A 23702-nucleotide genomic window follows, 5' to 3' on the forward strand; every position below is an offset into this window, starting at 1 on the left:
AATAGCCAAGATGTCCCGGTTCATCCCACTAGGATCACTGGAGACAGTCGGGAAGAACTCGCCAGGCCGACCTCCGGAGATGTCCGTGCACGACCCTCCCGACACCGCCGCGGAACCCCTCCTCCGCATCCGCGGGCTCGCCAAGCGGTTCGGCGGCACCCTCGCGCTGGACGCAGTCGACCTCGACGTACACGCGGGCAGCATCCTGGCCCTCCTCGGTCCCAACGGAGCCGGGAAGTCCACCCTCATCAAGGTGCTCGCCGGCGTGCACCACGCCGACGCGGGTCAGATCGCGGTGAACGGGCACCCTCTCGGAAGTCATGCCGCCTCCCGAGCCATGTCCTTCATCCACCAGGACCTCGGTCTCGTGGAATGGATGACGGTCGCCGAGAACATCGCCCTGAGCATCGGATACGACCGCCGCGCCGGACTGATCTCCTGGCGCCGCACCCGGGAGCGCTGCACCGAAGCCCTGCGGATCGTCGCCGGTCACCTCGACCCCGCCGCGCCGATCGCCCGCCTCTCCCCCGCCGAACGCTCGCTGGTCGCCATCGCCCGAGCCCTTGCCTCCCGGGCGAAGCTCATCGTCCTCGACGAGCCGACCGCCCGCCTGCCCGCCACGGACTGCGTCCGGCTCTTCCGCGCCCTGCACGTCCTGCGCGGCCAGGGGCACGGCCTCCTGTACGTCAGCCACCGTCTGGACGAGGTGTACGAGGTCGCCGACGCATTCGCCGTCCTGCGCGACGGCCGCCTCGTCAGCCAGGGCACCCTGGCGGGCCACAGCCCCACCCGCCTGGTGCATGACATCGTCGGCAGGGATCCGGCCCGCCACCGCCCCGCCACCGGCCCGGCGGGCGGCCCGGCCGTCCTGATCCTCGACGGCGCACGGACCGCCGGCGCGGGACCGGTCGGTCTGGAACTCAGGGCCGGCGAGGTCCTGGGCATGGTCGGCCTCTCGGGCGCCGGGCACATGGAACTGGGCCGCGCCCTGGCAGGTTCCCGGCCTCTTCTCCACGGCCGGGTACTCCTCGGCGGCCGGCCGTACCGGCCCCGCACCGTCACCGACGCCGTCCGCCTCGGTGTCGGCTTCGTGCCCGGCGACAGACAGCGGGAGGGCTGCGCCGCCGAGCTGACCGTACGGGAGAACCTCCTGGCCAACCCGCGCGCCGGAGGTCTGCCTGCCCTGCGGTGGATCTCCCCTCGCCGCGAACGCGCCGAGGCCGCCGGACTGCTCGAACGGTTCACGGTGCGACCCCGGGACAGCGAGGCGCCCATCGGCACCCTGTCCGGCGGAAACCAGCAGAAGATCATGATCGGCCGGTGGCTCCGGCTGGGCCTGCGCCTGCTGATCCTGGAGGAACCGACCGCGAGCGTGGACATCGGTGCCAAGGCCGCCGTCTACCGCCTGCTCGACGAGGCACTGGCCACCGGCCTCGCGGTGCTGCTCGTCTCCACGGACTTCGAGGAGGTCGCGGGCGTGTGCCGGCGCACTCTGGTGTTCGTCCGCGGGTCCGTGACGGCCGAGCTGAGTGGTCCGGCCCTCACGGTCGCGGGGCTCACCCGGGCGGCCTCGGCCATGCCCCCCTCCCCCGGAGCCGCGACGGACTCATGACCGCCCCGCCCACTTCCACGACCCCGTCCCGGCCCCACCGACAGCGGCCCGCCGGACACCTCGTCAGTGCCTACGGCCTGCTCGCCCTCACCGCTCTGCTCTTCCTGGTCTTCTCTCTCATCCTGCCGCGTACGTTTCCCACGCTGGACACGATCAACTCGATCCTGTCCAACCAGTCGATTCCCGCCCTCCTCGCGCTCGCCGCCACGGTCCCCATCGTGACCGGCTCGTTCGACCTCTCCATCGGCTATGGCCTCGGTCTGGCGCACGTCATGGTGATGCAGCTCGTCACCCACGAGCGGTGGCCCTGGCCATGGGCCTGCCTCGTGGTGGTCGCCGGAGGGGTGGTCGTGGGCGCCCTCAACGGTGTCGTCGTCGAGTTCGGCCGCATCGATTCCTTCATCGCCACCCTCGGGACCGGCAGCATGATGTACGCCGTGACCGGCTGGGTGACGGACGGCGGCCGGATCGTCCCCGTCCCGCAAGGTCTCCCCGCCGCTTTCACCGATCTCTACGACTCCAGGTTCCTCGGCCTTCCGGTGCCCGCCTTCTACGTGGCCGCCCTCGCAGGCGCGCTCTGGCTGGTGCTGGAGAGGCTGCCGCTCGGCCGGTACCTCTACGTCGTGGGCTCGAACCCGCTCGCCGCCGGCCTCGTCGGCATCCCCACCCGCAGGTACACCGTCTACGGGTTCACCGCATCGGGACTGATCGTCGGTGTCGCCGGTGCGCTGCTCGCGGCCCAGCAGCAGATCGGCAACCCCAGCGTCGGCCTCGACTATCTGCTGCCCGCCTTCGTCGGCGCACTCCTCGGCTCCACCGCGATCAAGCCCGGCCGCCCCAACGCCCTGGGCACACTCGTAGCCGTCGCCGTGCTCGCCGTCGGCCTCACCGGCATCGGCCAGATGGGTGCCGCCTTCTGGACGATCCCCCTGTTCTACGGCGGCACCCTCCTGCTCGCCGTCGGCCTGGCCGGCTACGACGCCCGCCGTCTGCGCACCGGGGCCGACGCGCCCCGTGACACGGCCGCCCCGCCCTCGGAACCGGCGTCCTCGGGCCGGGACGGTGGCACGACGGACACCACTGCATGACCCGCAACACGGACCCCCCGCGGCCGCGCCCCCTCATCCCTGCGCGAGGAACCCCCATGCACGGCCATCGCGGGACCGTCCCCCGCGTCGTCAAGTCGCGATCGGTCCCCCTGGCCCTGCTGCTGGCGGCAACCCTCCTGACAGGCTGCGAACGCGGCTCGTCGGACGGCCCCGGCCCCTCCGCCACGGGCCCGAGCGGCTGCCCCGCGGCCGAGGCCAGGGCCCGGGCCGCCGTCACCCAGGCGGAGAAGACCGACGTCCCCTGGAACGGGCCGACCGACGGGCCCACGGCCGTTCCCGGCAAGACGCTCGTCTACGTCGCGCAGACCATGACCAACCCCGGCGTCGCAGGCGTCGCCAAGGGAGTGCGGGAGGCCGCGAGCGTCATCGGCTGGAACGTCCGGGTGATCGACGGCGAGGGCACCCCCGCCGGAATCCAGGCGGCGCTGAGCGAGGCGGTGGCTCTGCGGCCCTCGGGCATCGTCATCGGCGGTTTCGACCCCAACTCGACCTCTCAGCAGGTCGCGCGGGCCACCGCGGCCCGCATCCCGCTCATCGGCTGGCACGCGGTCGCGTCCCCCGGCCCCAGCGCGAACCCCAGGCTCTTCACCAACGTCACCACCGACATCGACGGTGTCGCCGCGATCAGCGCGCAGTGGGTCATCGCACGCTCCCACGGCAACGCCGGGGTCGTCCTTTTCACAGACGCCTCGATCCCCTTCGCCAAACACAAGTCCGAGCTGATCAGGAAGGGGCTGGCCGCATGTCCGGGCGTGCGGCTGCTGTCGTACGAGAACATCCCGATCCCGGACGCGAGCAGCCGCACCCCCAGGGAGGTCTCCTTCCTTCTCTCCCGCCTGGGGAGCCGGTGGACCTACTCCATTGCGATCAACGATCTGTACTTCGCCGACGCCGCCCCCGCCTTCCGCGCGGCCGGAGGCAGGGGATCCGGCCCGCCCTTCAACGTCGGCGCCGGCGACGGTGATCCGTCCGCGTTCCAGCGCATCAACAGCAAGCAGTACCAAGCGGCCACCGTCCCCGAACCGCTGTCACTGCAGGGCTGGCAGATCCTCGACGAGTTCAACCGGGCTTTCTCCGGCCGTCGGGCCAGCGGGTACGTCCCGGCCGTCCATGTCTCCACGGCGGACAACAGCGAAGGGACCACGACCTGGGACCCCTCGGGTTACCGAGAGGCGTACCGCAGGATCTGGGGCAAGTGACCCCGGCGGCACGCTCGAGGGACGCCGGGTACCGCCGTCCGGGTACCGCCGTTCCGCCCGCAGGCCGCAGGCCGCCGGCCGCCGAAAGAACGCCCGCGAGGTGGCCGCGTTGCGGCTCGCGTCCCGGGTGCACCCGCCCGTCGTACCAGGGCTCCTCGCCGCCGACCGGGTCGAACGGGCGCTGATGCTGGAGCATTTGGACGCGCGACCGCCGGCTGGCGACTGGGTGGTCGGCTGTGCCGAGACGCCGGCCCGACTCCACGCAGCCACCACTGCCGCCGACGCCGGTCCACTCCCGGGTTGTGTCCGCCACATAACGGGCAGACGGGAGAAGCGGGGAGCGGCGGAAGGAGAGACAGTGGCACAGAACTCATCACTGAGGGCTGTGGGGTGGGCGCGTTCGCTGCCGGTCAGCAGCGGGGTGAAGGCGGCCAGGGACTGGACGCGTGCGCATCTGGCCACGCTCGGCTGGGAACGGACGGCACCGGATCTGGTGGACTCGGTCGTGCTGGCCGTCTCCGAACTGGTCACCAACGCCCACGTCCACGCCGGCAGCACGGCGAACCTCATCCTCACCTGGGACCAGGAGTGCCTGCATGTCACCGTGCACGACGCCTCGACTCGGCTGCCCGAGCAGCGCCACGCGAACGACGGCGCCCTCGGGGGACGCGGACTGCTCCTGGTCGACGCCCTCGCCGACGACTGGCAGGCCTACCGCTGTCCGCGCGGCAAGGACGTCACCGCCTGTTTCCAGCCGCCCACGGCTCCCGGGCCGGCATGAGCGGCTGTGTCCCCACCCCGCGGCGGACTTTCGGTTCCGTCCTCGCGCATGCGTACAGGCAATCGGCCACACCGTCCGCCGAGTGAGTGGGCGATGCCGATGCGGGCACAGCGCGTTATGAGGGCATAGGGATGACGTCCCTGCCCGGCTTCTGCGAAAGAGGTGTTCTGGCCATGGCCGACGAGGCCCTGCTGTTCGTTCTCCCCGAGCGCCACCCGCGCCTGGGTGCGGCCCTGTCCGCGGTGGGCGAGTTGGAGTGTTCCCAGAGCCCTGCGGTGCTGGGCTGGCTCCATGCTCACGGAATCCCCGCTTCTTCCGAGCACGTCAGGATCGTCCCGGCAGGAGCGGAGGTCCTCCTCCCCGAGGACGCGGAGCGGCTGCCGGTTCCCCTCAGCGAGGAGGAGACGCTGCGGGTCGAGCACGCGTGCGCGCCCCGGTCCGTGACGGACATGGAGTCGGAGCTGCTCAGCTTCCGGGACACCACCCAGGACTGGCGTTCGCTGGTCCACCGCGCCCTCACCGCCGGGATTCCCGCGCCGCGCATCGCTCAGCTCACCGGCCTGGATCCGCAGGACATCGTCCAGGCCGTCGGCGACTGACCCCACTGAGCCGCCCTCGCCGAACGGGACGCCGCTCTCGCCGCTCCGGCCGGTCATCCGAGGTCCGTGCAGCCGAACAGGCCGGCGTGCCCGGGTGGCAGCTGGGTGAGCAGACGGCGCAGCAGCGCGTTGTCCGCGATCTCGGCGAGGGTGGGCAGTACGGCGTCGATCTCGCGCCTGGCCTCGGCGACGTCTTCGTTGCTGCGGTCGGCCACGGCCTCGACGAAGGACGCGGGGGTCAGGGGTTCGCTGGCCGGCGCGCTTGCGGTCAGCAGCGATCCGCACCCGCCGGGCAGTACGGCGGCCAGGTCCGTGCGGTCGTCACCCACCAGGTGGGCGCCGAGGACCTCCAGCACGTTCCGTACGGCCCTGGCTCCTTGTTGCGGCCGGTCGTAGCCCGCGCGTTCGCTGACCTGCGTGAGAAAGGTGTCCAGGCTGCGGTCCATGGCGGCTCCTGTCGTGGATCTCTGCTCCGCGGCGGCCCCGATCGCTCCGCCGCCGGGTCTTCGCGATGCAGATGTGGACGTCACGCGGGGGCGGCGGCGTGAACCATGCGGTGCACGTTGGCGATGCTGCCGCAGCGCGCCGCCAGCAGGTCGGTGACGGTTCTGGCGAAACCGGCGCCGAGTTCCTCACGGCAACGCCGGCTGAGGCTCTCCCGCAGCCGGTTGACGAGGGTGCGCTCCTCCTCGTCCGTGTGACGGGCGGTGACCCAGGCCAACTGCTGCAGCCTCCAGTCCCATTCGGCGGAACCGATCTCCCTTACCTGCAGTAGCGCGAAGAGGACCTTGACGGCTTCCTGGTGGGCGGTCTCAGTGTGCTCGACGGTGCCGGCGTCCTCGAAGGAGATCAGGACGGGGTGCACCGAGGCTCTCTCGGCCTCACCGTGCGCGATCATCAGGTGTGCGAAGTCATGCAGTGCCGTCTGGCGGTCGGCCTCGGTGCTGCGCATCAGGCGGAGCAGGTCTTCCATCGTCCGGTGATCCTCGAGGATCATCTCGACCACATCCTGGGTCGGTGTCATGGATGCGCCTCCTTGCTGGAGTGGCTTTCGCCTCCCGTTACCCGCACCATTGCCACGAATTCCACTCTTTGCCCCATTTGCTCAAGTTTCCCAGGTCGCAGTTCCCGTTACTTCGGCCGGCCGCAGCTGCGGACCAGCACCCGTTCGGCTCCGTATGCGCGCGCCGCGGCAGGGAACTCGGGGCGGGTGGTAGTGAGTGTGCGCGGAGGGTGGTGCCGCGGCCGGTACCCGAGTGCGACCGCGGCACCCCCTTGCGCCCACAGCCCCGGCACCGGGCCCGCAGTCTGGTCAGGTGCCGCAGTCGGCGGCAGACGCGTGACGTGCCGGTCCCTGCCCGGGCGGGCTCATTGGGCGCTTGCGGCGGGACGGACGACGATCTCGTTGACGTCAACCTGCGATGGCTGGGAAACGGCGTAGGCAATGGCCTCGGCGATGGCGGAAGCGGGCAGTGCCACGGCGCGGTAGGTCTTCATCGCCTGCCTGGCAGCAGAGTCGGTGATGCCATCGGCCAGTTCGGACTCGGTGACGCCCGGGGAGACGAGGGTGACCCGGATGTTTCCGCCGGACTCCTGGCGCAGCCCTTCGGAGATCGCGCGCACGGCGAATTTCGTGGCGCAGTAGACGGCGGCGGTGGGAGAGACCTCGTATGCGCCGACCGAGGCGACGTTCACGAAGTGCCCGCCGCCCTGAGCGCACATCGCGGGCAGCGCGGCGGCGATACCGTGCAGGACTCCCCGCACGTTCACGTCGATCATGCGGTCCCACTCGTCGGTCTTCAGCGCTTCCAGCGGCGAGAGCGGCATCACGCCGGCGTTGTTGACCACCACGTCCACTCGCCCATAGCGCTCGCGGGCGCTGTGCACGAAGGCCCGGACATCGCCGCCGTCCGTGACGTCCAGCCGCTGGAACGCCGCAGTGCCGCCTGCGTTGATGATCTGCCTGGTCAGAACGTCAAGACGATCGGTGCGCCGCGCGCCGAGGAGCAAACGGTGGCCGTCGGTGGCAAGCCGGCGGGCGGTCGCCTCCCCGATCCCGCTGCTCGCACCGGTGATTGCCACGACCTTGGCTTCGTCCGTCATGCCCGTTTCCCTTCTCGGTAGAGCACGAGGTGCTCGCTCGATGTTCCGTGTCAGGACGGACTCCCTCGTCCATGGGTGCGGATCTGTCCTGCCCGACTGAGTCTGGAGAGGTCACGGACCGCCGGCCAGGAGATGTGCTGCCTGGGTGCGGTGCACCCAGGCAGCACACCGCCCCCGGGGCCTAGCCTGAGCGCATGACCGACAATCACCTGGGAGAGTTCCTGCGCGCACGCAGGGCGAGCCTGAGTCCGCAGGACGTGGGCATCGCGACCTACGGCGTGCGCAGGGTCACCGGACTGCGCCGTGAAGAGGTCGCGGTCCTGGCCGGGGTGAACGTGGATTACTACACCCGCCTGGAACAGGGGCGCGAACGCCACCCCTCGGCCCAGCTACTTGAGGCGCTGGGCCGCGCCCTGCGGCTGGGCCCTGATGCCCAGGCACACCTGCACCAGCTTGCCGGGACCGTGGCGAGCAACCAGTCCACCCACACCACGGACCGCGTCAGTCCCGCTCTTCGCCAACTGATGGACGGCTACTCGGGTGCCGCGGCCTTCGTCGTCAACCGGACCCTGGACGTCCTGGCGGCCAACGCCTTGGCCGAAGCCCTGCATTCGCCCTTCGATCCGGCGGACAATCTGGCCCGCATGATCTTTCTCGACCCGGCAGGCCGGCAGTTCTACACCCGGTGGAGTCGCACGGCGCAGGCCACCGTGGGCCACCTGCGTCAGGCGGCCGGCCTCGACCCGGACGACCCGAAGCTCCGGGAACTCGTCGGTGCCCTCACCGACAACAGCGCCGACTTCAACCGCCTCTGGAACACCCACGCCGTGCATGGCAAGACCCAGGACGCCAAGCACATGCTCCACCCGGACGTCGGCCCCCTGACGCTCACCTACCAGGCGTTCGACGTACGCGATGCTCCGGGCCAGCAACTGGTCGTCTACCGGGCCGAACCCGGCAGCCCGAGCGCCCAGGCCCTCAGTCTGCTCGGCTCCATCCACGCCACCTCGAATCAGCCCTCCATGTAGCAGCGAAGGAGTGGACGTCTTCCTGCCGAGCCTTCGGTCGGAGCGAGCCTGTCCGGATCGCGTCTCGGCGACGATCCGACGGCCTGTTTCGCCGGCTTCGGGAAGTTCAACCAAAGCCTGACCCCACGGCAGTCACGTCAGAGATCGAGGAAGGTGAGGATAAGCCTTGCCAGTCTGCGTGCCTCCTCTACCAGGTATCCGCTCATCTCTGTGTCGCCTGGCAGCCGCGCGAACCTTCGAATTTCACTCCGAACCGTGTTCGGGACCTCCAGCTCGCCCGAGAGGTGAAACAGGGCGTCCTGATGGTCACTGAGACCTCTGTCGCCACCTGGAGTCGTTCCCGCGTACGTTCCCTGGTAGGCGATCTGGAACAGTAGTTTCCCGAAGGTGAACCACTTGAACTGGTTGGTTCCGCAGCGCTCACGAACCATGGCCTCAACGTTCGCCATAGCCGAGTTGTACGGCGCCAGCAGCCCCTCTGCCTGATCCCGGGACGTGGACCGAGAAAACTTGTCGGCCACTGACTTGAACGGTTCTACGTCGTTGTCGCCCAGCCCGACAGCAAGCAGGGATTCGACGAACTCTGTGAGCAGGTAGGCGGGATCGAAAGGAGAACCGAACAGCGGAGCCATGATGATCTTCGAGCCGACGCCGGAGCCTGCCGCAAAGAGGTCCCGTCGTGCGGGACCAGCCAAGGGACGTTCCTGCTGCACGTCCTGCGAAGGGTCCTGGGCGGGCCCCTGGGCCGGGCCACCGATGGAGATCGAGAGTCCAGCAAATCCTACGGGGCTGTCACCCACGAGCGTCAGCGCGCTGTAGGTCTCGACGTGGTCGATCCGGGTGATGTCCCGTCCGGCGGCAAGACCGCCGCCGGACGCCGTGGCCTGTACCGAGTTCGTTCTTTCCTCGGCCTCGCTGGTGCCCGGCTCGTCGGGTCCGTCGGAGCGAGGGGTCGCGGCCGGTTTCTTGTTCCACGGCAAGGGAGGGGTCACGACCGGGGTCCGTTCAGATTGATGCCGATGATCTCGTCTCCGGCTGCGATCGAGCCGGGTCCTTCAGCCGAGACGGCACGCCGGTCCACCTCTGGCCGGGCCGCCTCGCCACCCGTGGCGGCCGCAGTATCGGCACCAGCAGCGGTGATGCGCCTGCCGGCGGCGATACCGCCGTTCATGGCGTTCACTCGCACCTCACGGCCGCTGGTGTCCTGCCTGTCCGTGCTGCTCTGCAGCAGACCGCGGATGGTGATTGCCAGGCCCACCAGAGCGACGAGCGCGCCACTCAAGCCGGCGAGCTTCTCGGCCGTCTCCAGAGTGGTGGCGAACGCGGCCGCAATCAGACCGACCCCTGCGGCTGCACACAACGCAGCTGACGTGATCCATGCCCATCGACGCATCCGCATCGCCCCCCGACTACCCGGCGCCACAACGCCCGCGGCGGAATTCTTGCACTCCTTTGTTCCGTCGTGGGGCCTTTCACGTGATCCCGCAGGGTCGCCGGATGCGCGACCTGCCTGAAAGATCCCCGTCACAGCAGCCCACACGCTCCGGCGCACCCTCAATGCGGCGTTGCCAACTCGACCGAAACACATGCGTTCGAAATTCCGGCGGATTCGTTGAGCCGGAGGAACCAGCCGCGCAGCCGTCAAGGGGGACCACGTTGATCTCGGCCGATACACCACCAGAAACGACTTCTGACAACCTCGCACAGGACGACAAGTGCCCGTACCGCGAGGAGTCCGGCCGCGTGGCCCTCCTGCGGAGGAGCACGACGGCCATGGCGCGGCGGCTGGTCACGCCGGCTCTCCGGGCGCCGAGCTGGTCCGGACCGGGAGGCGCCCTGTGAAGAGGTTCTTCGGACGCGTGCGCATGGCCGAGCCGGAGGTCTCCGACGCCGAGCAGGAGTTGTTCGGCGGTCCCTTGCGCTACGACTTCGGCTGGTCGGAACACGAGCGTGCCCGGCTCGACTTGACGATGATGTCGGCTCTGCGCTCCATGCCCAGGCTGGTCGGGGCAACTTTGAGGATGGCCTGGCAGGCGGACCGCCGCGCTCTGCTCACGGTCGCGATCAGCGAGGTCGGGCAGGGTGTCGCCGCGGCCGTCGGGTTGCTCGCGGTCAACTCCGTCATGCACGCGCTGCTCGGCTCGGGCACCCCGGGGCAGCGGTTGCCGGCCGTACTGCCGGGCTTGCTCGCCGCCGCCGGCGCTGCCGTGGTCAACTCCGGCCTCGCCGGATGGTCCACCTCGCGGGCGGGCCGACTGGAGCCGTTGGTCGAGCGGATCGCCACGACCCAGTACCTGGCCGCCGCCGCGTCAGTGGAGCTGGAGGCCATCGAGGACCCGGAGTTCCGGAGGCTGATCGACGTCGCCCAGTTCGGCGCCGGATCCGCCCGCCGCATGATCGGTGCCTGCGTGGCGGCCCTGAACGGGACCATCTCCCTGATCTCCACGGCCGGCGTCCTCACCATCCTCCACCCGGCCCTCCTGCCGATGCTGATCCTGATCGCGGCGCCGCGCGGCTGGGGCGCAATGCGGGTGGCGCAGGAACGGTACGTGTCGGTGATGAGCTGGATCGAGCACGTACGGGCCAGCCGCCTCATCGGCAACCTCCTCACGGAGCGGACCGCCGCACAGGAAGTGCGCATCCACGCCGTCGGACCGTTCCTGCTCAGCCGCTACGAGCGGATGGCCGAGAACGCCGAGGCCGAGCAGGAACGGCTGGCCGCCGGCAAGGCCGTCACCGAGTTGGTGGCAGCCGCGCTGTCCGGCCTCGCCATGGCGGCGACGCACGCGGCCATGTTCTTGCTGATCACGAGCGGGCACATGAGCCTGGCCGTGGCCGGGACGGCCGTCATCGCCGTGCGGTCCGGCTCGGCGAGCCTGGGCGCGCTGGTGATGAACGTGAACCAGCTGCACGAGGAGTCCCTCTACGTCCGCGACCACGCCCGGTTCCTGGACGAGGCGGCACGACGCACCATTCCCAGCGGGGGCGATCCCGTTCCGCCACAGGTGGGGCAGGTCGTCCTCGACCAGGTCGGTTACCGCTACCCGGACCGGGAAACGCCCGCCCTGGACGGGGTCTCACTCACGCTGCCCATGGGCTCGGTCACCGCCGTGGTCGGTGAGAACGGTTCCGGCAAGAGCACTCTCATGAAAGTGCTGTCGGGCCTGCTGCTGCCGCAGAGCGGGAGCGTGTTGTGGGGTGATGCCGATGTCGCTTCGCTCGACCGCTCCGAAGTCTTCGACCGCGTCGCGCTGCTCACCCAGGACTTCCAACGCTGGCCGGTGACAGCGGCGTTGAACATCCGGATCGGCCGGCCGGCCCGGAAGGCCGGCCCCGAGGACCTGCAGCCGTCCGTCGAGTACGCAGGTGCCGGGCCGGTCATCGCGAAACTTCCCGACGGCCTTCGAAGCCTGCTCGCCAGGATGTTCCGCGGTGCCAGCGAACTCTCCGGCGGCGAGTGGCAGAAGATCGGGCTCGCCCGAACCCACTGGCGCAGCCGCACCTCGGATGCCGACAGCGTCCTCATCGTGGACGAGCCCACCTCCGCCCTCGACCCGGAAGCCGAGATTGCCGCGTTCGACCGCATCCGCCGGCTCGCCGCGCCGAACCGAGCCGTCGTCCTGGTCACCCACCGCATGTCCGGTGTCCGCCACGCCGACCACATCTACGTCCTGCACGACGGACGGCTCGTCGAGCACGGCAGCCACGATGAACTCATGGCCCTCCAAGGGCGCTACGCCTCGATGTTCGACGCGCAAGCCGCCCAGTACGCCCCCGCCCGCACCATCCCCCGCCCCGGCTCCCCCGCCGGCACCATTCCCCGCCCCGACTCCCCCAGCGTCGCCGACTCCGCATGACCCGACCGTGGAGCACATCCTTGTCACACTGGAAGCCGAGAGCGTCGGCGGCGTCCTCGGCTGGTACGGCAGGAGGATCGCAGGGGCCCGCGCTGAGCAAGGGCCGGGCCCGGGCACCGCAATCCGCTCCCGGGGGATGAACACAATCGCTGACCTGCGGCCGTGTTGTGGGCACGACGGGCCGTCCGAGCAGCAGGCAGTCAGGCGGTACGGGGCCCGGCAGTGCGGTTGTCCGTGCCCGAGCCTGGTGGTGACCCCGAGCCTGGTGGTGACCACACCAGGCTCGGCACACACTCCGGTCTCCGGGCCGGGCGCTGGCAGAGTGGCAGCCATGACCCGACGCACCACTTTGATCACCGGCGCCACCCAGGGCATGGGCCGCGCTCTCGCACTCGATCTGGCGCCGCGCGGTGGCACCGTCCTGTTGCACGGCCGGGACCCCGATCGACTGGAGGCCGTGGCCGCCGAAGCGCGCGCCGCCGCCCCCGGCACCTCTGTCCGTACGTACCTCGCCGACCTGTCCGACCTGGACCAGGTGCACGCCATGGCCAACCGCATCCTTACGGTGGAGCCGCACCTCGACGGCCTGATCAACAACGCGGTGGCGGGCGGCGGCGCCGAACCGCTCCGACGCGAGCTGAGCCGTCAGGGTTATGAACTGCGCTTCGCCGTGAACCACCTCGCCCCCTACGCCCTCACCCGCGATCTGCTGCCCCTGCTCACCGCTTCGGCTCCCACGCGAGTGATCAACGTCGCCTCGATCGGCCAGGAGGCCATCGACTTCGACAACGTCATGCTGGAGCGGGGCTATGAGGGCCTGCGTGCCTACTGCAGAAGCAAGGTGGCCATGATCATGGCGACCTTCGAGCTGGCCGCGGAACTGGAAGGCAGCGGAGTCACGGTCAACGCCCTCCACCCAGCCCACCTGATGGACACGAACGGGGTCCGCGCGTATGGCCTCACGCCCGTCACCGGCACGGACGAAGGCGTCCGGCCGACAGTACGTCTGCTCCTCGACCCCGAACTCGTCACCACCACGGGCCGGTACTTCGACCAGTTCAGGGATGCGCGTGCGCATGAACAGGCGTACGACGCCGAGGCTCGTGAGCGCCTGATGACGCTGACGCACAACCTGATCGGATGACACCCACGGCTGAGCGACCGGCTCCGGAAGACTGAGCCCGGTACGGGCAGCACGCCGCGGCCCGTGCGGTCCGCCGGACCACCGCCACTTGACCACTGCGAACCGAGACCGGCATGGAACTTGCCGGACCGTCGCGTAGTCGGCCGGTGCGGAGTGCGACACTCCGAGGGAGCGGCCGGCCGCAGGGATCAGGCATCAGGCCGATGGCCGTGCAAGGTGCGGAAGGCGCCTCGGCCGGGCGAAAGAGGTGTGGCCCCCGGTGAAAGCGGTGGGGGCCACAGGGACGGCATCGCTCAGGCGACGACCGTGATGTTCTCTGCCTGCGGACCCTTCTGGCCCTGCGTGACGTCGAAGGTCACGGCCTGACCTTCCTGCAGCTCACGGAAGCCGGAAGAGTTGATGTTGGAGTAATGCGCGAAGACGTCCGGGCCCCCGCCGTCCTGCTGGATGAAACCGAAGCCCTTCTCGGCGTTGAACCACTTCACGGTCCCGCTGGCCATGCATCTACCTCTCGGTCGAACCGGGTCCACACCGTGCAGACCCGAAGTGATCGCCCTGGTCACATGCCACGCAACAAAACGCCCGCACCTGGCGGTACGGGCAGCGACGACGACCACGACAACCACCTCGACGCTACACCGCGCATTCGGTCGACGCCACAGAGAAACCCGCCTGAAGGCGAATCGGTGGCGCCGCGACGGCACGACCCCGGCCAAAAGAGGCTGGACCCTCGGTCACCGGGTAGTCGAACTCCGCGGGGCCCGACGAGAGCAGGGCACCGGTGACGAAGGGAGTGTCATGTCCGGAGTTCTCCAACGACTCAAGCAGTTCGCGAGGAGTCCGCAGGGCCGTCGCACGATCGAACAAGTACGCCGTACCGCGGCCGATCCACGCCGCCGAGCCCAGGCCCAGCGGCTGTTCGGCAAGCTGCGCGCCCGCCGGTCGGCGTCAGGAACGTGACGCACGCCTGCGTACGCGGGCGTAGCCGGCTGGAATCACCGGCGGTGACGGTCGAAGGAGGGGCCCGGCGGCCGGGGGCGGTCCGGGCCCCTCGTTCTGCGTACGCGTCCGTAGGGGTGATGTCGGCACACCTGCCGTGCCCGGCGCCTGGCCCGCAGGAAGGTCACGGAGCCGGCGGCACGGCCGCCTGAGGCAGAGCGCGCTGTGCAGGACCGCCCGTTCACCGGTATGGGGACGAGGTGGCGGGTGATTCATATCGGTGATCTTCGCGTCGGTGACCTGCGTAAACGATCAAGCGGGAACCCGATGGCACCTGGCCGGCGAGACATTTGGCATCTCGTCAGGTTGCGGACCTGACGGACTGTCGGTTGCCTCGTATGCGGAACACAGGAGAGGCGCCGCGCAGACAGGCCGGACACTGTTCCGTTGGAGGATTCGCATGCGTTACACACAGATGGGTGTAGGTGTCGGCCTGGCTCTCGCTGCCCTCGGACTGCAGATCCCGGCCGCCGCCGCCAGTGATGACTCGGATATTCATATCGACCCCTGGAATGCCTACCCGGGGTCCACGGTCACGGTCAGTACGAGGGCCTGCGACCCCGACGCGGACTACGGCAAGGGCTGGTCGGAGGTGGGAGGACAGTTCCACCTCTTCGAAGGCGACGAGGAGGGGGTACTCACCGGCCAGTTCGAGATCCCGGAAGGAACCCGGCCGGGCAGCGACACGATCACCCTGAAGTGTCCGCCACTGACCCAGGTCACGGAAACGTATCGCGTCTCGGGGCGCCCTCCGAGCGGCTCGGTCAGTGCCGGCTTCGGACCGGCCGAAGACCCGGGTACGGGGCTCGCCGTGGGCGGTGGACTGCTCACCACGGCTGCCGCCGGGGGTGCGGTCCTGATGTACCGCCGCCGCCCGAACGGCAACCGAACCTGACCTTCCGACTCTGCCGGGCGACCCGTCCGACTCTGCCGGCCGACCCGTCCGGCTCTGCCGCGCGGCTCGACCGCGCGACTCCGGCGTGGCGGAACCATCCACTCCGGCCTGAACCGGCCTCCGAGACGGAATCGACCCGGTGGCCCCCAGGGCCGCCCACGTGAGGCCCACACCCCTCGCCGCACGGCGCCCACCGTGTGAAGCAAAGGCTCAACCGCGATGGTCCCCAGACACCACACCAGCGCTTCCCGAGTTCCGTTCGTCCTCGCATCGCTCCTTCTGGCCTGTGCCATGACGGCAGGTGTGGTGCTGCTGATCTGCGGGATTCACCATCAGGAGCCACCGCAGCCGTCGGCGGCGCAGGCCTTCTCAACCTCCGCAAACCTCACCCGTCACACGGTCCATCCGCTGCCCCCCGCGGATCCGGTTCGGCTCCGGATCGCCGCCATCGGTGTGAACGCCCCGATGACACGCGTCGGTCTCGATGCGGCAGGGGCGCTACAACCCCCTCCAGCCGGCGAACATGGCCTCGCCGGCTGGTACGGCGACGGCACGGCTCCCGGCTCGCCAGGAACCGCCATCGCCACCGGGCATGTGGACACACCCAGCGGCGACCCCGGTGTGTTCTACGACCTCGGCGCCCTGACCAAGGGCGCCACCATCGAGATCAGACGGGCGGACCGGCGGACAGCTGTCTTCGCCGTCCGCGCCGTCGAGCTGTACGACAGGGAGGAGTTCCCCAGCAAGAAGGTCTACGGCGGTTCCGGCCGGCCCGAACTCCGGTTGATCACCTGCGGTGGCAGCTACTCGAAGCGCACCGGCTACCAGAGCAACGTCGTGGTCTACGCGACGCTGACCGCGGTGACATAGCCGGCCGAACGGACACTGACCGCTGGACACGGACGCCGACTACTGCGCAGGCACGACTACTGCGTAGGCACAACGCCGCCGAGAAGTGCCCTGCCGATCCATCACACGTCGAAAGGGTCGTGCTGCCGAGCCTGTCGAGTATGTGCGGCCGCACAGCCTCACCCAGGAGCGCGTCTGCTTCGGGCGTGCCTCCAAATGGGGCTGCCCTCGCCATAGGCGCCATGCCGGGCTCGGTCATGCTCAGCGTTCTCGGATTCGCCACCACCACCAACGACCTGCCGTCCACTCACTGGCCGGGGCAGGATCCGGCAGCGTGCGTCGTTCGAACGCGTCGTCGATACGAGTGATCAGCCGACCCAGGTCCCGCTGGGCTCCGCGAGGCAGGTGCAACATGGCCTCCTCCAGGTCATCGCGGGCGTCTTCCACCTCCAGTCCGGGCTGGAAGACCTGGGATGCATTCAGATAGCGGCCAGGCTGCTCGAAAGCCCTCTCGAACCGGGACAGCGCGTCAGCGACCGCGTTGGGCCACATCCTCTGCTCCTCGACACGGCGGATCGCTGCACGAGTCCGCGCGGAGACGCCACGGACCTTTCGGACCGGGCCATGCCATCGTGGCCGCCACCGCTCTGCACGGACGGCCTCGGGACGCCTACGCGGCATCATCCTTTCGGATCAACATGGCGCCATGATGCCACGGCATGGCGCCCTGCCACACGGGACTTCCGACACGCACGGCAACCGGTGTTGCTGATTCCCACCGGCATTCTTCCGTCTGCCGTCGGCCTGGTGATCTCGGAGGCCACCGACAAGCGTTCTCGTCTGGACCCATGCAGGCAGCCCTGGCGTTTCCGGTCAGCGGTCCAGTGCGGGCAGGTGGGCCAGGCCAGTGTCGAACATGATGCGGTCGACGGTCCGAAAGGGTGCTGTCGGCACCGATGACGGTCTCGAGCCCGTCGGGCAGGTCTCGCCGACGAACCGGTCGCGGTCGTTGCGCAGGGTCGTGGTGTGGGATCGGTTGTCCCGCGTGTACGCCCGGCCGGTCCTGGTACCGGCCGGGGTGTCGAGCGGCTGGCCCGTATGCGCTGCGATCTTCGTCGTCGCCTTGGAACTTCGATGGAGACGTTTGTTCGGCGGCGAACGGTATACACGATGAGCTAACACAGTCTTTATACGATGGGACGGAGATGCACTATGGGCATCATCGCGTGGATCATCATCGGCCTGCTCGCCGGCGCCATCGCCAAGGCCATCATGCCGGGCAAGGACCCCGGCGGCCTGATCATCACCATGCTCATCGGCATCGCCGGCGGCCTGCTCGGCGGCTGGCTCGGCAAGGTGATCTTCGGCGTTGACTCCGTCGACGGGTTCTTCGAACTCTCCACCTGGATCGCCGCGATCGTCGGCTCCCTCATCCTGCTCGCCCTCTACCGCCTCATCGCCGGCAACCGGCACTCACACCGTCACGCGTGAACCGCTGAATGCCCTGGCACGTCCGGGCACCTCCGAACGGCTCCCACCCTGGTCCGCAGGGCGGGAGCCGTCGGCGTGTACGGGCCGAGGCACCGAAGGGGCTCCTCCAGGCTCGCGGGGTTCGCCCTGACCACCGAGAAGACAGCGGCGGCGCGTGTACGCCGACAGGGGCTACGACTTCGAGCCGGAGCTTCGACAGCTGGCCGCGGACAGGGGAGCGTCAGCTGCACTGCCAGGTGAACATCGCACGGTCGAAACGGCGTTCCGCCAGGTCTTCCGGCCGCATGAGCCAGTAGAGAGTGCCGCAGTCGCCCCACATCATGCCTGCGTCGTCGTCCGAACCGAACTGGGCGAGCAGCACCCAGCGCAGTGCTTCCTCCTTGATACAGGGGTCGTCCCACGGCGGGCAGCCCAGTGCGCCGTGGGCGACCTCGGTCTCCACGTCGTCCTGGTCCGGGTCCGCATGGCCACCGATCTGGTGAACACTTGCCCCTACCTCCCACAGGGCTTCCCGGAAGTCCTCCTCCCACAGTGGATGGTCATCAGATGCCGAAGCGAACTCGCGGTAGACCAAGGGGTGCCAGAGGTACGGCGCTGTCATCCGCAGGTGCGCTGTCAGGGCCACCTCCGAGTATGGCCGGATACCCGCCGGCGCTTCCCGTTCGGTGACGGCGACGCCCGCCGGTATGTACAGCACCCGCGCTCCCGCCAAGCTCTCCGGCACACGGGGATCGACCCTCGACCGCCCGTCGTCCAACTGCCCGTCGAAGTAGAAGAAGGCCAGCGTGCCGTCCGTCGGCAGCGCGATGTCCAAGGAGGCGGAGGGGATCGCGGCGCAGTTCACCGACGCTATGAACGACAGTGGTCCATGGCCCTCCCACTCAGGCCACTCCACGTCATCCGGCAGCGCCGGCAAGCCGCCCAGCCGGCCGACGACCGGCTCGGCAGGCGCTTGCGCATGCGCGGCATGCTCCAGGCTCAAACCCGGCCGGAACAGGCCGGTCCAGCGCTCAGCGATATCAGCGGGGAGATGCGCGCGAGCGAGCGAATACAGATCATCCGTGGTGTCCCTGGTCATGGAAACAATCGTGCACGACACCACTGACACTGGTGGCGCCAGCCACGGACGGCTCAGCCTGGAGATCAGCGGGTTCAGCCCACGGTGGCCTGGGAGCAGGCGGTCCAAGCAGCGAGTGCACCGGCCGCATCACCATCCTCGCCCAGGCGGCCCTGCGCGGTGGGCCGGCCTCGTCCGCACGGCCTTCGTGCTGAAGCCCTGCTGGACGGGTGCGCCGTGGTCTAGACGAACCAGTTCGCGAGGGCTGCTTGGCCGGCGGTGCGGGCCAGGTCGGCTATGAGATCGGGGTCGGCCGAGGCGGGGGACGACGCGGGGAAGGGCTGGGGGGAGGCGATCCAGAAGGGGCCGCCGCCCGGCTTGGCGATCACCACTAGGAAGCGCAGGTCGCCACACACCCACAGCGCGCCTATGCCGTCGGTCATCCCGTACCAGACCGAGCCGGGCACACGTCCTACGTAGCTGCGGGCGACGGTGCCGTCGGGGGCCAGCAGTAGTATGCGGTGCCGCTCCTTGTCCGCGGTGGCTTCAAGCCGGCACGGCCACACCTGCCAGGGGTGTTCGCTCAGGAGTCTCACCCCCACCTCGAAGGCCTGCCTCACATTGCCTGCATGGGAGGAGACGCCGACTCCGAGGAGGAAGGCGGCGGCTCCGGCACCGAAGAGCCACAACGTAGGGCCGGCGGCCACCCAGACGAGCGCGGTCACCACGATGCCCACACACCAGACACCTATGGACCACACGGACGCCTCGAGCAACAGCGGGTCCGTGCGTCGGACCTGCGCAATGTGGTCGGTCATCCCCCTGCTGTGTATGGCGTTACGGGTCGAGACCTCATAGCCGAACTGTCGTGCCTGCACGTTGTCCGCCCCCCGGAGCTGCGATTCCCCACGGAAAAGGAGTGCAGCACGGCATGAGTGCGGGTGCAAGCGGCCCGGCTCGCCCTCAGCCCTTTGCCGCAACGACATCGCCACCCCGTGACAACTGCCGAGTTCTGGCCGGTTCGGACTGTGCGAGTCGTGTGCGGGCGGGTATCAGCTGCCTTGAACGAGACGACGCGCTGATGGCTTTCCCTCGGGAAAGGAGAGAGGGCACATGGGTACCGACGCGACCTCAGCCAGGATCACGGCAAAGGTTCAGGGCAGGGACATCACCCTGGAAGGACCCCTGTCGAAGGACGAGATCCGGGACAGAGTGTGGTGGTGGCAGGTCTCCGACCCCAAGACCTCCAAGGAGCGGGAAGACCGTCTCCACGAGTACGACGACTCGGAAAAGGACGTGATCGCCACTCTGGGTGGGTACTACGAGGTATCCCATGACTCCCGGACACCCGAGGCTGAGGAGTTGGTGGACCTGGTGTACTCGGAGCTCAACCCGGACGAGTGATGCGAGCCTCTCGGTTGCGCCGGCGCCTGCTCGCGGTGAGGGGCAGCGGACGGCACCGGCTGGGCCGACTGCACCTCGCGCATGTCCCGGACGGCTGACTCGGCCTGCGGCATGCATCCCTTTGTCAGTGCCGCCTGCGACCGTAGGCACATGACGCCCACCACCGTGGAAGTCGCTCCCGACGCTCTGGTCGCGGCGCTGCGCCTGCCGGTGCGCAACACCCTGGCAGCGCGGGCCGACGGCATCCGCCGCGCGCTCCCCCCGCGCCCGGAGACGGCCGGGGAACGCTTCGCCTGGCTGCGGTCACTGACTCCCGACCAGGCTCGCCGTGCCGCCCTCATGGACCGCTTGGACGCCCTTTGTGCACACATCACCGGGCAGGCCGCGCTCGGGTACGCCGCCGACGACCCGCTGCCGGACGCGGCCCTGCAGGAGGCCGAGGGATTCAATCGGCAGCTCACAGCACTCATCGCCGCCTACCGTGCGGCTCGAGCGAAGGCATGATGGCCGGTGAACCCCGGCGTCAGAGGCGTGCAGCCTCTCACACGTCCGCCGTTCGAGCGGCACGACATCTGCGTCGCGCATCGGTGCAACCGCACCGCTGCGACTCCACCAGGCACCAGCTCCATGGCGGACGAACGACGCCGGCACAGTCACGTTGCCGGGCTTGTCGGCGGCCACGTCCAGGCGGATGGCCGGCCGGGCATTGTTCGCACACGCTGCTGAAGGGCTCAAGGCACAGGAGGAAACGGTCCGAGCCGCTGCCCCGACCAGCGCCGGTGGTGACAACCCTGGTGGCGCAGCGGCCCTACGGCAAACGCGGAATCACGGCGCCGCCTCCGCGCGGCTGGCGTATGGGCACGGTATGACCACATACATGACCGCCTCCCAGCCACAGCGGCGCGCACGCCGCATCACCGCCATCGCCGTATGCGCCATGACGGCCGCGCTCGCGACCATCACCCCGACCGCCTCCGCTGCCCCGGTTGTGACGGCCGCGCCGGCCGCAGCCGCCGCCACGACCGCACAGGGGTACTACCCCAACGTGGACTGGATCGTGTGCGAGGTGAACAAGGCACGGAAGGAGATGGACCTTCCCGACCTGCTGGTCACCGACCGGGCCGCCACTGTGGCGCGCCGCCACGCCCAGGACATGTCCCGGATGAAGAAGCTCACCTCTGTCGGCAGCGACGGCCGCGACCTGCGCACCCGGCTCTCGGACGCCGGCATCTTCTCCGCTCACATCGCCGAGTACATGTTCTACGGCTACGAACACGACGGGTACTTCGCCGACATGGCCACCGACCCGGATCCGCACAACGGCTTCTACGAAGGGCTGATGAGTTCCGAGATCGCGGCCATCGGCCTCGGCTACGACAACGGTTACTGGGACGTGGACCTCCTCAGCCCTCACCGCAAACTCACCGCCCGCCCCGCAGCCTGCACCAGCGAGTAGCGCCAAGCCTCCCGCCGCACACCTCGCACTCCCCCGCCCGCCCGGCGCGGATGCCAAGCACGGCCAGGGCGAGCTGTCCCGGATTCTCCGGCTCGCCGGCGTTCGTGGTCGAACGTCCAGGACATCGATCGTCTTGTGAAGCCGGCCCCTCCGCTCGGGGGTGGAGGGGCCGATCGGCAGGTGACTGGACTGGAACGTGGATCTCGCTCGGTGGAGGAGTTGGAGGAGACTGAAGGCCCGCACCGGCCCGGCCCGCCCGCGGACGCCACTCGTCTCGTAGCCACGGCGCATGCCTCGTCCACGGCTGAGGTGACCAGCTGGCCCAGCCCGTGCGTGACCGGGACGGACTCGCCATCGGACGACCGGCTGAACGGGCACCTCCGGCTTCGAAGCTGCCGGAGGTGCTCCGGTGGCCTGTTGCCGCGGCCGAGTTACACGGCGAGCCAGGCCGCGTGGTCGGGTGCCAGCAGGTCGCCCTCGACGGATCCGCTCGACAGCAGGATCGATGTGTGGGCGGGCAGCCGGCAGGCCTCGGCCGAAAGGTTGACCACGCAGACGAAGCCGGGGTCACGGTAGAAGACGAGGACTCCCTCGGGGGCGTCCAGCCAGGTGAGGGTGCCGTCGCCGAGCGCGGGGTGCTCGCGGCGCAGGCGCAGGGCGCTGCGGTACAGCTCCAGCATCGACGTCTCGTCACCGGTCTGCGTCTCGACGCTCAGCTCGCCCCATCCTGACGGCTGCGGGAGCCAGGGCGCGGCGGTGGCGTCATCGGGGCTGAAGCCGTACGAAGCCGTCTTAGCGGACCAGGGGATGGGCACGCGGCAGCCGTCGCGGCCTCGGTCGGTGTGTCCGGAGCGTTCCCACACCGGGTCCTGGAGCGCGTCCTCGGGCAGGTCCTCGACCTCCGGCAGGCCCAGTTCCTCGCCCTGGTAGACGTAGGCTCCGCCCGGCAGGGAGAGCATGAGCAGGGCGGCCGCACGGGCGCGGCGTGTGCCCAGCTCCAGGTCCGCGGAGCCCTCGGGACGGTACGGCTCGTTGGCGGTCCACCGCTTCACCGCCCTGCGGCCGTAGCGGCTCGGGTGGCGCATGACGTCGTGGTTGGACAGCACCCAGGTGGCGGGCGCGCCCACCGCGCCGAGCATGGCGAGGGAGTCGTCGATGACCGAGCGCAGGTCCTTCGGATCCCAGCTGGACATGAGGAAGTCGAAGTTGAACGCGGTGTGCAGGCCGTCCTCGCGGACGTACGCGGCGAGCCGTTCGGGGGTGTCGGCCCAGGCCTCGGCGACGAAGGACCGGTCGCCGGGGAACTCGTCGGCCACCCTGCGCCAGCCGCGGTAGATGTCGTGGACCTCGTCACGGTCCCAGTGAGGGTGATCGACGTGCTGCCGGGGCCGCTCGTCCGGGGTGTCCCGGGTGACGAGGGGGCCCAGCACCGCCGGCTCCTGGCGGGGCGGCAGGTCGGGGAGTTCGGGGTGCTTGACGAGTCCGTGGGCGACGTCGATGCGGAACCCGTCGACCCCCCGGCTGAACCAGAAGCGCAGAATCGACTCGAACTCGGCTTGCACGTCGGGGTGTTCCCAGTTCAGGTCGGGCTGCTGCGGGGCGAACAGGTGCAGGTACCACTGCCCGTCGGGCAGCCGGGTCCAGGCCGGGCCGCCGAAGCAGGAGACCCAGTCGTTGGGCGGTTCGGCGCCGTCAGGACCGCGGCCGGGCCGGAAGACGTACCGCTCGCGCTCCGGGCTGCCGGGGCCGGCCGCCAGGGCTGCCTGGAACCAGGCGTGCTGGTCGGAGGTGTGGTTGGGCACGATGTCGGGGATGACCCGGAGCCCGTGCCGGTGCGCTTCCTCGATGAGCTGTTCGGCCTCGGCCACGGTGCCGAACAGCGGGTCGATCGCCCGGTAGTCCGCCACGTCGTAACCGTGGTCGGCCATGGGCGACTTGTACCACGGGTTGATCCAGATGGCGTCGACACCGAGGGACTTCAGGTAGGGCAGGCGGGAACGGATGCCGGCGATGTCGCCGACGCCGTCGCCGTTCGCGTCGGCGAAACTGCGGATGTAGACCTGGTAGATGACGGCGCTGCGCCACCACGGAGCTGTGCGGGACATGATGTGGAGTGGGC

General features: G+C 69.6%; 24 protein-coding genes. 14 read left to right on the forward strand and 10 right to left on the reverse strand.

Translation table 11 applies throughout. From position 1 onward, the window contains the following. The first annotated feature begins 79 nt into the window (after window positions 1-79). The 5 genes from ACZ4SF_RS13565 (at window position 80) to ACZ4SF_RS13585 (ending at window position 5300) form a co-directional block, all read left to right on the forward strand. A complete protein-coding gene (locus tag ACZ4SF_RS13565) occupies window positions 80-1612 on the forward strand; it encodes a sugar ABC transporter ATP-binding protein (protein ID WP_468382723.1) in 1533 nt (510 codons plus the stop codon). Then, on the forward strand, window positions 1609-2700 hold the full coding sequence (locus ACZ4SF_RS13570; protein ID WP_468382726.1) for an ABC transporter permease: 1092 nt from the start codon (window positions 1609-1611) through the stop codon (window positions 2698-2700). The genes ACZ4SF_RS13565 and ACZ4SF_RS13570 overlap by 4 nt, the downstream gene beginning before the upstream one ends. A 56-nt stretch (window positions 2701-2756) precedes the next feature. Continuing rightward, entirely contained in the window at window positions 2757-3920 is a 1164-nt protein-coding gene (locus tag ACZ4SF_RS13575; protein WP_468382729.1) for a substrate-binding domain-containing protein, read from the forward strand. Between the two features lie 358 nt (window positions 3921-4278). Beyond that, a complete protein-coding gene (locus tag ACZ4SF_RS13580; RefSeq protein ID WP_468382732.1) occupies window positions 4279-4701 on the forward strand; it encodes an ATP-binding protein in 423 nt (140 codons plus the stop codon). A 173-nt stretch (window positions 4702-4874) separates the two neighbouring features. Then, on the forward strand, window positions 4875-5300 hold the full coding sequence (locus ACZ4SF_RS13585) for a DUF6003 family protein (RefSeq protein WP_468382734.1): 426 nt from the start codon (window positions 4875-4877) through the stop codon (window positions 5298-5300). A gap of 53 nt (window positions 5301-5353) precedes the next feature. On the opposite strand, the gene ACZ4SF_RS13590 is transcribed toward ACZ4SF_RS13585, so the two are convergent. From ACZ4SF_RS13590 to ACZ4SF_RS13600, 3 genes are all read right to left on the reverse strand, one after another. Further along, the gene (locus ACZ4SF_RS13590; protein WP_468382736.1) at window positions 5354-5746 is read right to left on the reverse strand and encodes a DUF2267 domain-containing protein; all 393 of its coding nucleotides are present in this window, start codon (window positions 5744-5746) and stop codon (window positions 5354-5356) included. Window positions 5747-5826: 80 nt separating this feature from the next. Beyond that, window positions 5827-6324, reverse strand: coding sequence for a hemerythrin domain-containing protein (locus ACZ4SF_RS13595; RefSeq protein WP_468382738.1), 498 nt, complete (start codon window positions 6322-6324; stop codon window positions 5827-5829). A gap of 344 nt (window positions 6325-6668) precedes the next feature. Then, window positions 6669-7403 (reverse strand): SDR family oxidoreductase, encoded by a 735-nt coding sequence (locus ACZ4SF_RS13600; protein WP_468382739.1) that lies wholly within the window; start codon window positions 7401-7403, stop codon window positions 6669-6671. A 194-nt stretch (window positions 7404-7597) separates the two neighbouring features. Here ACZ4SF_RS13600 and ACZ4SF_RS13605 point away from each other — a divergent pair, with 194 nt between their 5' ends. Then, window positions 7598-8431 carry a helix-turn-helix transcriptional regulator gene (locus ACZ4SF_RS13605; RefSeq protein ID WP_468382743.1) on the forward strand — a complete coding sequence of 278 codons (834 nt, stop codon included), beginning with the start codon at window positions 7598-7600 and terminating at the stop codon, window positions 8429-8431. Window positions 8432-8568: 137 nt separating this feature from the next. Here ACZ4SF_RS13605 and ACZ4SF_RS13610 read toward each other — a convergent pair whose 3' ends face one another. After that, entirely contained in the window at window positions 8569-9423 is an 855-nt protein-coding gene (locus ACZ4SF_RS13610) for a hypothetical protein (RefSeq protein ID WP_468382746.1), read from the reverse strand. After that, window positions 9420-9830: a hypothetical protein gene (locus ACZ4SF_RS13615; protein ID WP_468382749.1), complete on the reverse strand. Its 411-nt coding sequence runs from the start codon at window positions 9828-9830 to the stop codon at window positions 9420-9422. Before ACZ4SF_RS13615 ends, ACZ4SF_RS13610 begins: the two co-directional genes overlap by 4 nt. Before the next feature lie 466 nt (window positions 9831-10296). On the opposite strand from ACZ4SF_RS13615, the gene ACZ4SF_RS13620 reads away from it, so the two are divergent. Both ACZ4SF_RS13620 and ACZ4SF_RS13625 read left to right on the forward strand, forming a co-directional pair. Then, entirely contained in the window at window positions 10297-12288 is a 1992-nt protein-coding gene (locus ACZ4SF_RS13620) for an ABC transporter ATP-binding protein (RefSeq protein ID WP_468383678.1), read from the forward strand. Window positions 12289-12619: 331 nt separating this feature from the next. Continuing rightward, the gene (locus tag ACZ4SF_RS13625) at window positions 12620-13432 is read left to right on the forward strand and encodes an SDR family NAD(P)-dependent oxidoreductase (RefSeq protein WP_468382751.1); all 813 of its coding nucleotides are present in this window, start codon (window positions 12620-12622) and stop codon (window positions 13430-13432) included. 293 nt (window positions 13433-13725) lie between these two features. Here the strand turns inward: ACZ4SF_RS13625 and ACZ4SF_RS13630 are convergent, their stop codons facing one another. Beyond that, the gene (locus ACZ4SF_RS13630; protein WP_031174240.1) at window positions 13726-13932 is read right to left on the reverse strand and encodes a cold-shock protein; all 207 of its coding nucleotides are present in this window, start codon (window positions 13930-13932) and stop codon (window positions 13726-13728) included. Between the two features lie 899 nt (window positions 13933-14831). Between ACZ4SF_RS13630 and ACZ4SF_RS13635 the strand changes: the two genes are divergently transcribed. Both ACZ4SF_RS13635 and ACZ4SF_RS13640 read left to right on the forward strand, forming a co-directional pair. Then, on the forward strand, window positions 14832-15326 hold the full coding sequence (locus ACZ4SF_RS13635; RefSeq protein WP_468382754.1) for a sortase: 495 nt from the start codon (window positions 14832-14834) through the stop codon (window positions 15324-15326). A gap of 291 nt (window positions 15327-15617) precedes the next feature. Beyond that, on the forward strand, window positions 15618-16196 hold the full coding sequence (locus ACZ4SF_RS13640) for a class F sortase (RefSeq protein ID WP_468382757.1): 579 nt from the start codon (window positions 15618-15620) through the stop codon (window positions 16194-16196). 240 nt (window positions 16197-16436) lie between these two features. Here ACZ4SF_RS13640 and ACZ4SF_RS13645 read toward each other — a convergent pair whose 3' ends face one another. Beyond that, window positions 16437-16727, reverse strand: a complete 291-nt coding sequence (locus ACZ4SF_RS13645; protein ID WP_468382759.1) for a hypothetical protein — start codon at window positions 16725-16727, stop codon at window positions 16437-16439. A gap of 660 nt (window positions 16728-17387) precedes the next feature. Between ACZ4SF_RS13645 and ACZ4SF_RS13650 the strand changes: the two genes are divergently transcribed. Next, window positions 17388-17666 carry a GlsB/YeaQ/YmgE family stress response membrane protein gene (locus ACZ4SF_RS13650; RefSeq protein ID WP_468382760.1) on the forward strand — a complete coding sequence of 93 codons (279 nt, stop codon included), beginning with the start codon at window positions 17388-17390 and terminating at the stop codon, window positions 17664-17666. A gap of 220 nt (window positions 17667-17886) precedes the next feature. Here ACZ4SF_RS13650 and ACZ4SF_RS13655 read toward each other — a convergent pair whose 3' ends face one another. Next, entirely contained in the window at window positions 17887-18744 is an 858-nt protein-coding gene (locus tag ACZ4SF_RS13655) for a YwqG family protein (protein WP_468382763.1), read from the reverse strand. Window positions 18745-18965: 221 nt separating this feature from the next. Continuing rightward, window positions 18966-19541 carry a hypothetical protein gene (locus ACZ4SF_RS13660; RefSeq protein WP_468382765.1) on the reverse strand — a complete coding sequence of 192 codons (576 nt, stop codon included), beginning with the start codon at window positions 19539-19541 and terminating at the stop codon, window positions 18966-18968. Between the two features lie 295 nt (window positions 19542-19836). Here ACZ4SF_RS13660 and ACZ4SF_RS13665 point away from each other — a divergent pair, with 295 nt between their 5' ends. The 3 genes from ACZ4SF_RS13665 (at window position 19837) to ACZ4SF_RS13675 (ending at window position 21583) form a co-directional block, all read left to right on the forward strand. After that, window positions 19837-20127 carry a hypothetical protein gene (locus ACZ4SF_RS13665; protein ID WP_468382768.1) on the forward strand — a complete coding sequence of 97 codons (291 nt, stop codon included), beginning with the start codon at window positions 19837-19839 and terminating at the stop codon, window positions 20125-20127. Window positions 20128-20277: 150 nt separating this feature from the next. Next, window positions 20278-20631, forward strand: a complete 354-nt coding sequence (locus ACZ4SF_RS13670; protein WP_468382770.1) for a hypothetical protein — start codon at window positions 20278-20280, stop codon at window positions 20629-20631. 361 nt (window positions 20632-20992) lie between these two features. Further along, window positions 20993-21583, forward strand: coding sequence for a CAP domain-containing protein (locus ACZ4SF_RS13675; protein ID WP_468382773.1), 591 nt, complete (start codon window positions 20993-20995; stop codon window positions 21581-21583). Window positions 21584-22014: 431 nt separating this feature from the next. Here the strand turns inward: ACZ4SF_RS13675 and ACZ4SF_RS13680 are convergent, their stop codons facing one another. Continuing rightward, a complete protein-coding gene (locus tag ACZ4SF_RS13680; RefSeq protein ID WP_468382777.1) occupies window positions 22015-23688 on the reverse strand; it encodes a glycoside hydrolase family 13 protein in 1674 nt (557 codons plus the stop codon). Window positions 23689-23702: the final 14 nt, after the last annotated feature.

The sequence above is a fragment of the Streptomyces sp. NPDC027663 genome (assembly GCF_055566415.1).

What these genes read in the sequence shown, in the direction of transcription:
- ACZ4SF_RS13600 (WP_468382739.1), bottom strand. Translation starts at nt 7,403, where the DNA reads ATGACGGACGAAGCCAAGGTCGTGGCAATCACCGGTGCGAGCAGCGGG.
- ACZ4SF_RS13590 (WP_468382736.1), bottom strand. Translation starts at nt 5,746, where the DNA reads ATGGACCGCAGCCTGGACACCTTTCTCACGCAGGTCAGCGAACGCGCG.
- ACZ4SF_RS13585 (WP_468382734.1), top strand. Translation starts at nt 4,875, where the DNA reads ATGGCCGACGAGGCCCTGCTGTTCGTTCTCCCCGAGCGCCACCCGCGC.
- ACZ4SF_RS13640 (WP_468382757.1), top strand. Translation starts at nt 15,618, where the DNA reads ATGACGGCAGGTGTGGTGCTGCTGATCTGCGGGATTCACCATCAGGAG.
- ACZ4SF_RS13655 (WP_468382763.1), bottom strand. Translation starts at nt 18,744, where the DNA reads ATGACCAGGGACACCACGGATGATCTGTATTCGCTCGCTCGCGCGCAT.
- ACZ4SF_RS13620 (WP_468383678.1), top strand. Translation starts at nt 10,297, where the DNA reads ATGGCCGAGCCGGAGGTCTCCGACGCCGAGCAGGAGTTGTTCGGCGGT.
- ACZ4SF_RS13565 (WP_468382723.1), top strand. Translation starts at nt 80, where the DNA reads ATGTCCGTGCACGACCCTCCCGACACCGCCGCGGAACCCCTCCTCCGC.
- ACZ4SF_RS13625 (WP_468382751.1), top strand. Translation starts at nt 12,620, where the DNA reads ATGACCCGACGCACCACTTTGATCACCGGCGCCACCCAGGGCATGGGC.
- ACZ4SF_RS13665 (WP_468382768.1), top strand. Translation starts at nt 19,837, where the DNA reads ATGGGTACCGACGCGACCTCAGCCAGGATCACGGCAAAGGTTCAGGGC.
- ACZ4SF_RS13605 (WP_468382743.1), top strand. Translation starts at nt 7,598, where the DNA reads ATGACCGACAATCACCTGGGAGAGTTCCTGCGCGCACGCAGGGCGAGC.
- ACZ4SF_RS13645 (WP_468382759.1), bottom strand. Translation starts at nt 16,727, where the DNA reads ATGTGGCCCAACGCGGTCGCTGACGCGCTGTCCCGGTTCGAGAGGGCT.
- ACZ4SF_RS13670 (WP_468382770.1), top strand. Translation starts at nt 20,278, where the DNA reads ATGACGCCCACCACCGTGGAAGTCGCTCCCGACGCTCTGGTCGCGGCG.
- ACZ4SF_RS13650 (WP_468382760.1), top strand. Translation starts at nt 17,388, where the DNA reads ATGGGCATCATCGCGTGGATCATCATCGGCCTGCTCGCCGGCGCCATC.
- ACZ4SF_RS13680 (WP_468382777.1), bottom strand. Translation starts at nt 23,688, where the DNA reads ATGTCCCGCACAGCTCCGTGGTGGCGCAGCGCCGTCATCTACCAGGTC.
- ACZ4SF_RS13660 (WP_468382765.1), bottom strand. Translation starts at nt 19,541, where the DNA reads ATGACCGACCACATTGCGCAGGTCCGACGCACGGACCCGCTGTTGCTC.
- ACZ4SF_RS13615 (WP_468382749.1), bottom strand. Translation starts at nt 9,830, where the DNA reads ATGCGGATGCGTCGATGGGCATGGATCACGTCAGCTGCGTTGTGTGCA.
- ACZ4SF_RS13595 (WP_468382738.1), bottom strand. Translation starts at nt 6,324, where the DNA reads ATGACACCGACCCAGGATGTGGTCGAGATGATCCTCGAGGATCACCGG.
- ACZ4SF_RS13575 (WP_468382729.1), top strand. Translation starts at nt 2,757, where the DNA reads ATGCACGGCCATCGCGGGACCGTCCCCCGCGTCGTCAAGTCGCGATCG.
- ACZ4SF_RS13635 (WP_468382754.1), top strand. Translation starts at nt 14,832, where the DNA reads ATGCGTTACACACAGATGGGTGTAGGTGTCGGCCTGGCTCTCGCTGCC.
- ACZ4SF_RS13570 (WP_468382726.1), top strand. Translation starts at nt 1,609, where the DNA reads ATGACCGCCCCGCCCACTTCCACGACCCCGTCCCGGCCCCACCGACAG.
- ACZ4SF_RS13630 (WP_031174240.1), bottom strand. Translation starts at nt 13,932, where the DNA reads ATGGCCAGCGGGACCGTGAAGTGGTTCAACGCCGAGAAGGGCTTCGGT.
- ACZ4SF_RS13675 (WP_468382773.1), top strand. Translation starts at nt 20,993, where the DNA reads ATGACCACATACATGACCGCCTCCCAGCCACAGCGGCGCGCACGCCGC.